Genomic DNA, 13294 nt, shown 5'->3' with positions numbered 1-13294 from the left:
TATAATCACCCCAATGAACAAAGTGAAGAAGGGCGCACTTATACAAACTTCGTTTGTGTGCGGTTTGCGTTGCAAACAAAGAGCATATTCGCTTGTTGCGAATATAAAAATTAAAATCCTTCATTCGCTGATGTGCGAATGAGTATCCGTCTTGTGACGAATACAAAAACTCATCGTAAGAGATTAATTATTTCTCATTGGCAAAATGCCATTTCGTCTAATTAATTTCTTACGATTCCATAATAAAAATTCTCCCACCTTACGGTACGATCATTTTTATTACGGCTACTACAAAATCTTTTGAAAAGGAGGTTCAAGCATATGGCAATCTATCACTTCTCAGCACAAATGATTTCCAGAGGAAAAGGACAATCAGCAATTGCGTCAGCTGCCTATCGTTCTGGTCAGCGTTTAGTTGATGAACAAACTAATGAAAGTAAATTTTACAAAAGAGAAGTGAAGCCGGAAACCCATATTCTTGCTCCTGAAAATTCCCCTGTTTGGGTTAAAAATCGTGAGATTCTTTGGAATGAAATTGAACGTTCTGAGAAAAGAAAGAACTCTCAATTAGCCAGAGAAATAAATATTGCTTTACCTAAAGAACTTTCCAATCAACAACAAACTGAATTAATCAAAGGCTACATCCAAGACCAATTTGTAGATAAAGGCATGGTTGCTGATATCGCTATTCATAGAGATGACTCCAACAATCCTCACGCTCACATAATGTTAACAACACGAGAAATTTCAGAAGAAGGCTTTACTACAAAGAATCGTGATTGGAACAAAAAAGAACTGCTGGAGCAGTGGAGAGAACAATGGTCAGAATACGCAAATAAAGCATTAGAACAATCAAACATCAAAGAACGAATTACACATAAATCTCACGCTGAACGTGGACTTGAAATCTTACCTACGGTTCATATGGGGCATGTCGCTTCTGATATGGAGAAAAAGGGGATGAAAACTGAGCGAGGTAATATTAATCGTGAAGTACAAAAGCATAATGCTATTGTTTATGACTTACAAAGATACCGCCAAGAGAAGCAACAAATAGAAGCAGAGTTAAAACAACAGGAGCAAAAGAAGTCTGTAGAATTAACTACTGAAGAACAAAAAAATGTGGAGGCAGCCAAACAAATTATTGGCGAAATTCCAACGGTAGCAACAATTGCCAACTATAGAAAATCATTAGAAGTACAGACCGAACAACAAAGAAAAGCACTAGAATCTTTAAAGACAAAAAATCACATAGTTTCTATTGCAGAACAAGCAGAAAAACAGCTTTCTCATTATGAAAAAACATTAGAAGAATTAAAGGGAAAACTTGATAAAGTAGGATTTTTCCAACGTAAGGAAAAAGAAAATTTGCGTGCTAGTATCAACACTTTACAAGATAAAATCATCAGCCAGCATGACCACTTAAATACATGTTTAAAAGAAGCTGGTTTATCTGCACGTGAAGAGATCCAGTTAGCTAAAAAGCAATTAAGTAAACAAATTGATACGTCTACTCGAACTTTAAACGGGAGCATCTTAAAATCTGTAGACCAAAAACAAATACTAAACCAGACAGAAGAAATACTAAAGCAAAAGCTAATTCGTAAAGTAGCTATCCAATATCCTGAATTGAAAACAGCAGGACAATATTTGGATTACAAGACAGCATCTAAATTGAACCGACTAAATGAGAAACAAGGAAAAACTATATCGCTCGACAACATAAAACATACTTTAGAACAAAGACAGCATAAAATTGAATTAAATCGAGAAGGTATTCAAAACTATAATCTGGCTGTTCGGAATGCTCAAAATGCAGAAAGTTATTTTAATCATCTTACTGAACTAGAAAAACGAATTGAACGAATCGAATCGAATCCTTACTTAAAAGGAAAAATTCTGTTTTCCAAGGAAGAACAACAAGCTTATCAGAAAGATTTACAAAAACGAGAACAGTTAACTCAAGCTATTCGAACCATCGGTTATGAAGATCGGGAGCATTTGGAACAACATAAAAGAGAAATAGAGAAAGTTGCTCCAGCACTTGAAAAAGTTCAACAAGAAACGCAAAGCCTAAGCCAAAGCAATGACTTTCTTTCAGCCATCCTAGAAGGGGTAGAACAAGCCCAAAAGCAGGAACACAAAGTAAATGCTAAGCAAAAACCAAAGCAACGCTTAAAAGGGCAAAACATTGGGTTAGAAAGGTAATCATGCTATATTCAAAAAAGCTACAGATGTGACAGCATCTGTAGCTAGCCTACTCTTTTAAGAATTGGCTCTATATTTTATAGATCAGTGAAATGACCTCCAAACAGCGCCAAGCCGTAGGGAGGTCATTTTTTATTTCTTATAGAGATTTGTTTATAAAAACAGATAATCAATCAAATAATACAAAAAAGGAGTTGAATACAAAATGAAGAAAATGATTACTGCAATGATATTATTAGTTGTTTTAGTAATGGGAATAAGCACAAATTCAATTCAAGCTAAGGAACCAGCAAAAGAATCATGGAGCAAATATCCTGATAACTCTAGTGAAAAGTTTGCTAGTCCAAATTCTTTTTATAGCTCAATAGACCAAAAACAATATACTGAATACAAGAACGCTAAAATTAACATTAGAGAAAAAGTCTCTTTTAAAGATGTGAACAAGGTGTTGTCAAAAGTAGATGAGTTTATTGGTGAAAATCGAGTTTCAGGTGATGGTTTTCATCCTAATAGACAAGTATATGTTTATTTAACAGTATCTGAAAATGGTAAAGATATAAAAAATATAATTGTTGATGCTGAAACAAAAAAAGTTCTTTTTAAATCCGAACCTTTAATAAAACGATAAAAAGGTTGCCTTTGGGTAGCCTTTTATTTCATTTTCCACTGCATTTCATACTTTGCAAAGACCTGGATTAGATCATCCACTAGTTTTTCATTTTCCTCCCCAGACAAAGGCTTTTTTGCGTAATCCCTTTTGTATTCAAATCCTACATACCAAGTGCGGTTCATATCAAATTCCCCATTTATGATTTTTTTTGAATCATCAAATTCCATAACTATCAACTCCCCCTTTAAAGTGTATACAAAGCCCGTAGAAGGCCGTTATCCATTTAACACCTTTAAATGCGTTATTTTAAAAAAGGGCTCAATATAACCCCTTTAAAACGTTCTCAATGCTATTAGTAAGGAGTATCATCATCATTATCTTTATTTTTCTTATCTAATGTTCTTTCAATTAATCTTTGAGATATAATTTTTTGTGTTTCAGACTTGGATTTAATATTAAATACAACTTCGAAAACACTTCTTCCCTTTTTAATCGTATCGTATGTAATCGTAATGTCAGTTAATTTATTGATTTCTTTAATAGCTTGTTCTATCACAAAACGCTTGAAATCAACCCATCTAGGTAATGTATCATCATCTAGATTTAGGACTTTCCTTAATTCATCCACTTCATAAATAATCCCTTGGACATTTTCGTAAGACTTTAATATTTCATAGAGCCTAATACTATATTGGCTTTTCATAGTCATTACATATAAGTAATTATATTTAGTGAAAAATTGCTTCAACTGCAACAAATGAGGCTTTAAATCTTTATCCAATTTAATATCAATTATGTCTTTCTTATGGTCTATAACTACTTTGTCGATCCACCTCATTAACACTTCCGTACCATCTTCTTGTTCCATCCAAAAACTTTTGTCGCTTATCTTTTTCAGGGAACTTTTAATAATCGAATAGTTTTTCCCACTTCTATCGCTGATTTGGCAAATTTTACAGTAATCCTTAATTGAAAAACGATACGTTTTAAAATCATCATCTTTTGGCTCAATCATTTGGATTACGTGCAATATCAATTTTTGTTCAACCAATGTTAAATCAAAACGAGTTTTTTGAATTAGATGATTAGATTTAACAACGGGGAAATTACGTGTTTCCATTTCTTTTAATTTTGGTACTCTATCAGATAATTTTTCTAATCTCCTTGCCATTTCTTTATTCCTTTCATAACTCTTGATATAACTATCATATTTAAAAGTGAGTTAAAAAACAAGTTTTTCTAAAAAACTCACTTTAAGTGCACCAAAACTCACTTTAAGTGCACCAAAACTCACTTTTAAGTGCACCAAAACTCACTTTAAGTGCACCAAAACTCACTTTTAAATTTTTGAGACTTACAGCCCCAAGGGTTTCAAGCTCCTATAAATAAGTAAAAAGGTTTTAAAAATCTTTAAAAAATAACTATATTATTAAAAGTTAAAATTATGTCCCTTAATTTTTTATATCAATCCGAATATTTCTTCAAATTAATAACATATATAATAAAAAATGGAAAAACAAAGAATGTTTAGGGAGGTATATATTGTGCAGGAGGAAGTAAAAGCTATTTTAATAGGTTTTGTTGCTCTGATCTCTGCTTATTTGACTGTATTTTCTTTATGGTTTTGTTTAGTTGCAATAATATTAGGAGTTATAGGATATAAACAAGCAAAAAAAATTAAAGAGAGAAAAAACAATTATATTTTTATGGGGAAAATCTTAAATAGTATAGGCATTTTGTCTTCTATATTATTATTTATGTATTATGTAACTGGTCCCATTTAATTTCGATTTTAAAGAAGAAAATACATCCTTTTATAAATAGAGTTAGATAAAGATACCGATTTTGATAAATTTCAAAATCGGTATCTTTTATCTAACCTAGAGTAGAAACACAATAAAATATGGATTAAGATTCTTTTGAACTCTGGACTTGAATCCCTAGTATATTTCTAGCTTGATTAATGTCCATGGCATTTACTCTATCTTTATTTTCCAAAATAGATTTTTGGAAAGAAGCAATCAACTTAATAGTTTCTTCTTCTCCTGTTATTCCTAAATGTTTTTCTAATAATCCACCCATTCTAATTAGCTTTTGTGTTCTTGCCTTTCTTTCCTTTTGTTTTAATTGGTTAGCAAGCCTTTGCTTCTCGGCTTGCATCTTCTTAATTTTTTCATCCATCTCTAATAGTCTTTCTTCTTCTGTCTTTCGAGCCAAAGCTCTCACTCCCCTACCGCCTTGTTTTTCTCTATTATAATCAAACTATCGCAGAAACACTAGAATTACATAATAGTATCTTCACTCTGCCTGTGGTATAATCACCCCAATGAACAAAGTGAAGAAGGGCGCACTTATACAAACTTCGTTTGTGTGCGGTTTGCGTTGCAAACAAAGAGCATATTCGCTTGGTGCGAATACAAAATCAAAACCCTCCATTCGCTAGTGGGCGAATGAGTATCCGCCATAATGCGGATACAAAAAAGGATTCGGAAGATTTTTATAAATACTCGTTGGCAATGTCAGCAATTGTTCAACTTGTCTTTATAATTTCTCCGAATTCATTTTTAAAAAATAAAAAAGGAGTAGATAGCCTTCTACTCCCTTTTTGGTGTGATACATGAATTTCAACAGTTGGCTTTAATATTTTGTTCCATTATGGAGTTTGTTATTCAATTTAAATTTAAAAAGGAGGTACAAGGATATGGCGATCTATCATTTCTCTGCTCAAATGATTTCCAGAGGAAAAGGGCAATCCGCAGTTGCGGCTGCTGCCTATCGTTCTGGTCAGCGTTTAGTCGATGAGCAAACAAATGAAAGTAAGTTTTACAAAAGAGAAGTGCAACCAGAAACCCATATTCTTGCCCCTGAAAAATCGCCAGTTTGGATTCAGAATCGTGAGATTCTTTGGAATGAAGTGGAACATTCCGAGAAAAGGAAGAACTCTCAATTAGCCAGAGAAATCAATGTAGCACTACCTAGAGAACTTTCTCAACAACAACAAACAGAATTAATCAAAGGGTACATCCAGGATCAATTTGTAGATAAAGGCATGGTTGCTGATATCGCTATCCATCGGGATGATGCCAACAATCCTCATGCTCACGTCATGCTGACAACACGAGAAATTTCAGAAGATGGATTTACTACGAAGAATCGTGATTGGAATAAAAAAGACCTGCTGGAGCAATGGAGAGAGCAGTGGTCCGAGTATGCAAACAAAGCATTAGAACAAGCACAAATCAACGAACGAATCACACATAAATCCCATGCAGATCGTGGACTTGAAATCTTACCTACTGTCCATATGGGGCATGTTGCTTCTGATATGGAGAAAAAGGGCATACAAACCGAACGAGGGGCTATTAATCGTGAAGTTCAAAAGCATAATGCGATTGTTTATGACCTTCAAAAGTATCGTCAAGAGAAGCAACAAAGAGAAGCAGCGTTAAAACTGCAGGAGCAAAAGAAGAAAGTAGAATTAACTCCTGAAGAACAAAAAATAGTTATCCTAGCTAAACAGATTATTGGTGATACACCAACTATGACAAGCATTGCTAGCTATAGAAAATCATTAGAAATACAGACCAAAAAACAAAAACAAGAAATAGAATCTATAAAGACACAAAATCATGTCGTTTCCGTAGCTGAACAAGCCGAAAAGCAACTTTCTCATTATGAAAAAACCTTAGAAGAATTAAAGGGAAAACTGGATAAGACAGGATTGTTTAAACGAAAAGAAAAAGAAATTTTACGCAATAAGATTACAGAAGTACAAGGTGAAATTCCAGAGCAAGAACAGCATTTGGCTCAATGCTTAAAAGAAGCTAATTTGGCTAAAGTGGAAGAGATTCCATTTGCTAAAAAGAATTTGAATAAACAACTGAAAGTAGCTACTCAAAAGCTTCAAGAAAACAATCTGACATCCATTGAACAGAAAATAGTTCTAAAGCAAACCGAAGAAATAATAAAGCAGCAAGTCATACGTAAAGTCATTTCTCACTATCCTGAACTTCAAAATGCCGAAAAATTCTTATCGTATGAGACTGCGCAAAAGCTAAATAACCTTAATAAAAAAGCTGAAAAGATTGTCGGTATAGATAGTATTAAATCCACTATTCGTGCTCGGAACAGACATATTGAAGAACATAAAAACTTTTTACAAAAGTTCCAAGTAGGTATTCAGCGAATCCAAAGGGTAGAAAAGTATTTTGATCAATTATTAGAGATTGAACAACGTTTGCAAAAAATTGATAGTAATCCCTTGTTAAAAGGAAAGGTACTTCATTCTGAAACAAATAAGAAAGCCTATGACGACCTTTTAAACATACAGAGTAAGTGCCAAGAATCTTTAAAAAAAGAAGGATTTCGAGATAAAGACCACTTTATTCATAATCGAGATAAGATTCTAAGTAATATGGACTTGAAAGATAAAACAATAAAAGAAATCGAAGATTTACAGTTAGGGAAGCATCAAGGTGGTTATGGAGCAAGCACAGAATTCTTGTCAGCCATCATCCGAGGCCTAGAACAGGCCCGAAACCAAACTCGAGGGGTAAATCCTAATGAGAAGCAAAAACAACGCTTAAAAGGGCAAAGAAATGAGTTGGAACGGTGATTAACACTGATAAAGAGAGTGAGCAATTCATACTTCTTTCATTTCAAACATATTATTGATCATGTAATACCTCCTTATTATGTAATCCTTAACAGAGACAACTGAGGGAGTTGTCTCTGTTTTGATTTTTGTTGTCAAACATGAAACTAACTAGCAATCCGCAGCAATTAAAAGAAAATGAAAGATCGCCGATATCATTATTGTTCCAAGTTTATATGTATTTCCCAAACCTAAAAAGACGGAATTTGCCCAAATATGGCCGAATTCCGTCTTTTGTTTTGTTGGTTGCTTGGGATAAGACGCATTATGTTAACTAACTAGCAAAATACTATCTAATTCTATTAAACACTTACAAAATAAGAATAAGAAAAAAATGTTATTATTAGTTATGATTTCCAACACAACGGGAGTAAAGTATCAACTAAGAAAAGGAGATGATTTCATGAAGCGAATTGATGTTGTTTTACTATTCGTGGTTGTAGTAATCTCGGTATTGCTGTTTCTTCTACTACTTCAAGGAAAATTGTCTAATGGCTATATAGTTCTAATAATATTAGGATTTGGATTAATTGTTGGATTCATTAGACGTTTTTTTTTTAACAACAGAAACTTGATTAGCAAAAAGAAAATTTAAAAAATTGAAGGATGGTTTTTATGGATATTTTAGGTATTATTCCTTTCGTTTTTTGGCTTATAGTTATCATAGGAGGAATATATTTACTTATAAAATTTCTCAAGAAAAAATAAAAAAGCCTAAGATCTTAGGCTTTTTTATTGGAATCAACTTTTAGAAAGAAATCCATCCACCAGTTTTCCAGTCTGACCGTGTAGAATCCACTTTATAGTATCTGTTTTTTCCATCTCCACGAGCATAAAAATCAACAGAGTCATTAATGAAACCTAAACTACCAGTTGAGTATACTGTCCATGAAGCTCTTCCATAGGCATCTCCACCACTTAAATAACCTTTTCCAATTCCTTTTTGCCATATCATAGAAGGATTTATGTTACTGTGGCTTCCGTAATTATCTAAAACTTTTGTAGCTGTTGAACCTGAATAGTTAAAAACAACTGTACTATATAATGTAGTTGTTTTAATACCTAAAACATACAGTTTATAGGTAGCAGTTACAGTTTTTTTCCCAGTCGCTAATACTCCTATTGAAGGGTTAGTATTTGTTTGTAGTTCTACAGGTACTTTATTTCCTTCTATGTTAATGTTTGATACGCCAGGATTAGCATTTGCTGTACCGATTAATTTCATATAATTATCTGGTTGTAATGCTAAAAGAAAAGTGTTTTGTTCTTCTTCACTTAAATTTTTAAATGCTTCTAATCCTTCTGCTGCGTAGTCATCTATTTTGCTTTCCTTTTCTAAATACTCAATATAATTAGCTGGTGATTCAATATACTTCAGTCCATCTTCAGTAGAGATACTTTCTGCATTAGCTGATTTTAAATCTAAACCAAAATTACTAATTAATAAAAATACAAGTGAACCTAACACAAAAACAATTCTTTTCATACTCATAGAAACAATCTTCCTTCCCCTTAATTTTTTATATCAATCCGAATAATTTCCAGATTAATAACATAGATAATAAAAAAATGGAAAAAAATAAGAATATTCTAGGGGGTATATATTGTGCAGGAGGAAGTAAAAGCTATTTTAATAGGTTTTGTTACTCTAATCGCTGCTTATTTGACTGTGTTTTCTTTATGGTTTTGTTTAGTTGCAATAATATTTGGAGTTATAGGATATAAACAGGCAAAAAAAATTAAAGAGAGAAAAAACAATTATATTTTTATGGGGAAAATATTAAATAGTATAGGGATTTTGTCTTCTATACTGCTATTTATGTATTATGTAACCGGTCCTATTTAATTTCGGTTTTAAAAAAGAAAATACCTCCTTTTATAGAAAAAAATTACATTTCATTTAAAATATGAACTTTTTATTTCGTATTAGGATAAAAAGAAAAAAAGCATAGGAGACGATCCTATGCTTTTTATTTTATTAATTTCAAATATAATCTAGTAAATTAGTATTGCTAGAATAGATTGATAGGTATAAAATTACAGATAACTAAATAGTCCGGATAATGAAAAAGAACTCCAACTGTTAAAGTGGTGTTGGTCGCACCCTTTAACCGTCTCCCTATTCTCGGTAGGGAAACACTTGTCGAAGTCCTTTGAACATATAACGTTAAGTATTATATACCAATCATTTTAGTGTATAAAACACGTTTATTCAAGGAAAAAAAGTTTCCTTTTTTCGATAACTTTTGATAAAAGACACTGTTTCCCATTGGTTTATGGGATAATAGTGTCTTTTTTTGTTCCGAAAAAGGAGAAATTGAACATGACAGTATTTGTGGAATCACACCAATTTAATCAAATGATATCTTACACACCATATGTAGAAACAAAAACAGAAAAGAAAAAAGTTAAGTACAGTTTATTAGAATCTATTCAAGAGTCCATAGGGGATAAATGGTACCGACTAAAAGAAGGAACAAGACAGGCTTTTGATATGGTCTGTTTCTTCAGTACGGAGTTAGGATTCTTTTATGCGAGTGACGAATACCTGGCAAAAAGGAACGGGATCAGTGACCGAACTATCCAATATCGCCTGAAAGAGCTAGTAGAACTGGGACAAGTTATAAAAGTATATCGACGTGCCAGAAAGTGTAACGGTCGGGGGAACCCAGTCTATCTATTTGTTAATCATCCTTACTTCCAATATTGGGTGAATTTATTAGGACTTGATAGGACTAATTTCCAAACAGATTGCGAAACAGAAAACAGCGAAAAGCCTTCTGGCAGTAGGGAAAAAGAAGGGGAAACTTTTTCTACCTATCTAGTACCTGAAAAACAAGAAAATAATATATATAAGCAAGCTAATAAAATAATTCAATATGTAACTAATAGAGTTACTGATTCCATAAAAAAAGGCACTAAAATCACATACATGTCCAGTTACGTAGATACATTGGTTACAAAATTAGAATGGCAAGCTCTTTATGCTGAAAATAATCGTCAAATTAAGGCTAAACAGCAAGCACATAACGAATCATATGAGAAGGTCAAAGGCATGTTAGGAAAAGAACCTGTTAAAAAGGTACCTTTCTACAATTGGTTAGAAAATTAAAATGCCATTTAAAACGTATTTCAAAGCGATTATATACACTTTGAGTTTATAATCCCAACTTCATTGAACTATGCCTGCTAACTTTACGTTTTGTATAAGTTTCTTTGAATAAGACACCCTAAAAAAAGGGGATTAGTAGCATTTTTTGTTTTTTCCTAAACCCTAAACAGAGCTTTTTATTAAGCCACTTAGGAGGGTTTCACATGAAAGGAAACCATGTAGATTTAACAGCTTCTGAAATAGCAATTCTTTGGACTGCCTATATGAATGACAGCATGAGTAAATGTATTTTAGGTTATATGCTAAAACATATAGAGGACAAAGAGATTAAACCAATTATTCAGTTTTCATATGATCTGTCAGCTAGTCATATAGAAAAACTCATCACTATATTTAAACATGAAAACTATATTATACCGAATGGGTTTTCTGAAGCAGATGTTAATATGAATGCACCGAGTTTATTTACAGATTTATTTTGTATAAGCTATGTCAATCATATGGCAAGAGCTGGATTATTAGCCTATGGTGGTTCTCTTGGCATGAGTATTAGAAAAGATATAAGGGATTATTTTATAGAGGGAATCTCTGAAACGACTAAATTATATGATAAAAGCACACAAGTAATGCTAAATAAAGGGATATTTTTAAGAGCACCCTATATACCTGTTCCAACTGAGACGGATTACATAGACAGTAAAAAGTATTTAGGTGGATTTAATCTATTAAGCGACAAGCGTCCTTTAAATGCAATTGAAATTTCTCACTTATATTTAAATATTCAAACCAATCATATAGGGATGAAAATTAGCCTTGCTTTTGCACAGACTTCGCCATTAAAAGAAGTTCAGGACTTTTTGTTAACTGGTAAAGAGATATCCAAAAAACATATGAAAATTTTTATGGATTCTTTGCTTGGTTGTGATATTGAAGCACCCATGTCACCCGATCATGGTATTTCTGATTCCACGACCCAAACGTTTTCAGACAAATTAATCATGTTCCATATGGCATTACTAAGTGCAAGTGGAACTGGTAACTATGCTACTGCAGCCGCAGCTAGTCAACGCAACGATCTAGCAACTAGTTATGAACGCCTATCCCTTGAAATTGCTACATTTGCAAAGTCGGGAGCCGACATTATGATAAAGAATAATTGGCTTGAACAACCACCAGGAACTAAGGATAAAACGAAGTTAGTGAAAAATAAACATGATGGTCATTAAATGTAAAGCCAACTTAAACCGAAGGGAGGTCATTTATTCAATCGAAGAAGTAAATGATTTAGGGGTATATTAATTTTGGGACACTTAACAAGAGTTGTTTTAAGCCTTATTTTAGCGATTTTATTTAAATTACTTATTTAACTACTCTTATTTAAAAAGCAACGCTTTAAAAAGTGATTATGAAGGTCTAGTGAGCATTAGAGAGGAATTTTATCTCTAAAAATGACCACTTTTTTTGTATTTGTATTTCCTTTAATCATCAGCTCAAAAAAACTCCGACTATTTAGCCGAAGTTCATACTCTACAGTAGGTTAATTAAATTTTATTAGTTTGGATTAACTTTATACAGGGGGATTTTATCTATTGCCTGCTTTTTAACAATCTTTTTGTATTCAAATCCTAATAACAAGTGCGGTTCATATCTAATTCTTTTTTTCAAATTCTTTTTTTTGCATTTTTATAATAAATAATGTTTGAAAAGTAGAGTAACCTAAACCTAGGATAGTCAAAACAATACCGCTGTATAGTCCGCGCTTTCTTGCTTTTTCTTGAATGTAGTGAGTGAAATAAGCATTAGAGATGGTGCAAAAAATCATGATACCAATGGTTAATAAAACACGCATATCAAATTTCTCCTTTCTGTAACTTTAGTTTTTCCTAAAAAGATTAAGCTATGAAGGAAAGATTTAAAGAGACTAGTCGCCAATAGTTCTTTAGAATAATGGTTGTTCTTTTGAATTGGATCATTCTGTTTTCTAATTTCAAAAAGCAAAAATTCTATCTTTTGAATGTGGTTACATATTATAATAAAAAAAGGCTACAGATACTTCAGATCTATAGCCTGACCAACTCTTTATAGGGTTGGCTCCCATACTAAAGTATGAAATGACCTCCTACGAATAAATCGAAGGAGGTCATTTTATTTTATTCAAAGAAACATCAACGTTGACCTATTGGTCATTATTTGACCCTGTGGTCAACACTAGTTTAAGAGAGTTACTTTTTATTTTCAATTCCTAATATCTCTCTAGCTAAATGTATATCCATTGCTTGAATTTGTTCTTTTCTTTCCAAGATGGCCTTTTGGAAAGAAGCGATTAGCTTGATTGCTTCTTCCTCCCCTTCTATCTTTAAATGCTTCTCCATTAATGCCCCAATTTGAATGAGTCTTTTTGTTCTAGATTTACGCTCTTTTTCCTTTAATTGATTCGCAAGCCTTTGCTTCTCAGCTTGCATCTTCTTAATCTTTTCATCCATATCTAGCAATCTCTCTTCTTCTGTCTTTCGAGCCATAGCCCTCACTCCCCTTATAACCTTGTTTCCTCCATTATAATCAAATTATAGCTATAACACTAGAATAACAAAGTAGTATCTTCACTCTGCATGTGGTATAATCACCCCAATGAACAAAGTGAAGAAGGGCGCACTTATACAAACTTCGTTTGTGTGCGGTTTGCGTTGCAAACAAAGAGCATATTCGCTTG

11 protein-coding genes are annotated in these 13294 nt (G+C 32.7%); 7 read left to right on the top strand and 4 right to left on the bottom strand.

The genetic code is table 11. The features are described from left to right. Positions 1 to 321 precede the first annotated feature (321 nt). Both mobQ (ACZ3HQ_RS29475) and ACZ3HQ_RS29470 read left to right on the top strand, forming a co-directional pair. Positions 322 to 2208, top strand: coding sequence for a MobQ family relaxase (gene mobQ, locus ACZ3HQ_RS29475; RefSeq protein WP_350623818.1), 1887 nt, complete (start codon positions 322 to 324; stop codon positions 2206 to 2208). Positions 2209 to 2413: 205 nt separating this feature from the next. Next, positions 2414 to 2836 carry a hypothetical protein gene (locus ACZ3HQ_RS29470; protein WP_350623821.1) on the top strand — a complete coding sequence of 141 codons (423 nt, stop codon included), beginning with the start codon at positions 2414 to 2416 and terminating at the stop codon, positions 2834 to 2836. Between the two features lie 334 nt (positions 2837 to 3170). Here the strand turns inward: ACZ3HQ_RS29470 and ACZ3HQ_RS29465 are convergent, their stop codons facing one another. Next, entirely contained in the window at positions 3171 to 3989 is an 819-nt protein-coding gene (locus ACZ3HQ_RS29465) for a replication initiation protein (RefSeq protein ID WP_350623823.1), read from the bottom strand. 373 nt (positions 3990 to 4362) lie between these two features. Here ACZ3HQ_RS29465 and ACZ3HQ_RS29460 point away from each other — a divergent pair, with 373 nt between their 5' ends. Further along, on the top strand, positions 4363 to 4602 hold the full coding sequence (locus ACZ3HQ_RS29460; protein WP_350623825.1) for a hypothetical protein: 240 nt from the start codon (positions 4363 to 4365) through the stop codon (positions 4600 to 4602). Between the two features lie 124 nt (positions 4603 to 4726). On the opposite strand, the gene ACZ3HQ_RS29455 is transcribed toward ACZ3HQ_RS29460, so the two are convergent. Continuing rightward, positions 4727 to 5044, bottom strand: coding sequence for a hypothetical protein (locus ACZ3HQ_RS29455; RefSeq protein ID WP_350623827.1), 318 nt, complete (start codon positions 5042 to 5044; stop codon positions 4727 to 4729). A gap of 475 nt (positions 5045 to 5519) precedes the next feature. Between ACZ3HQ_RS29455 and mobQ (ACZ3HQ_RS29450) the strand changes: the two genes are divergently transcribed. Then, entirely contained in the window at positions 5520 to 7433 is a 1914-nt protein-coding gene (mobQ, locus tag ACZ3HQ_RS29450) for a MobQ family relaxase (RefSeq protein ID WP_341082332.1), read from the top strand. A gap of 787 nt (positions 7434 to 8220) precedes the next feature. On the opposite strand, the gene ACZ3HQ_RS29445 is transcribed toward mobQ (ACZ3HQ_RS29450), so the two are convergent. Next, complete coding sequence (locus ACZ3HQ_RS29445; RefSeq protein WP_341082325.1) at positions 8221 to 8964, bottom strand: hypothetical protein; 744 nt, start codon at positions 8962 to 8964, stop codon at positions 8221 to 8223. A 114-nt stretch (positions 8965 to 9078) separates the two neighbouring features. On the opposite strand from ACZ3HQ_RS29445, the gene ACZ3HQ_RS29440 reads away from it, so the two are divergent. The 3 genes from ACZ3HQ_RS29440 (at position 9079) to ACZ3HQ_RS29430 (ending at position 11810) form a co-directional block, all read left to right on the top strand. Further along, on the top strand, positions 9079 to 9318 hold the full coding sequence (locus tag ACZ3HQ_RS29440; protein ID WP_341082326.1) for a hypothetical protein: 240 nt from the start codon (positions 9079 to 9081) through the stop codon (positions 9316 to 9318). 477 nt (positions 9319 to 9795) lie between these two features. Continuing rightward, the gene (locus ACZ3HQ_RS29435) at positions 9796 to 10584 is read left to right on the top strand and encodes a hypothetical protein (protein WP_341082328.1); all 789 of its coding nucleotides are present in this window, start codon (positions 9796 to 9798) and stop codon (positions 10582 to 10584) included. Positions 10585 to 10787: 203 nt separating this feature from the next. Next, positions 10788 to 11810 (top strand): DUF3231 family protein, encoded by a 1023-nt coding sequence (locus tag ACZ3HQ_RS29430; RefSeq protein WP_341082329.1) that lies wholly within the window; start codon positions 10788 to 10790, stop codon positions 11808 to 11810. 996 nt (positions 11811 to 12806) lie between these two features. Here ACZ3HQ_RS29430 and ACZ3HQ_RS29425 read toward each other — a convergent pair. Further along, complete coding sequence (locus ACZ3HQ_RS29425) at positions 12807 to 13103, bottom strand: hypothetical protein (RefSeq protein ID WP_341082331.1); 297 nt, start codon at positions 13101 to 13103, stop codon at positions 12807 to 12809. Positions 13104 to 13294: the final 191 nt, after the last annotated feature.

The sequence above is a fragment of the Streptomyces sp. NPDC018263 genome (genome assembly GCF_055562575.1).
The sequence above is the reverse complement of the archived record's forward strand: the minus strand, read 5'-3'. Positions and strand labels throughout refer to the sequence as shown.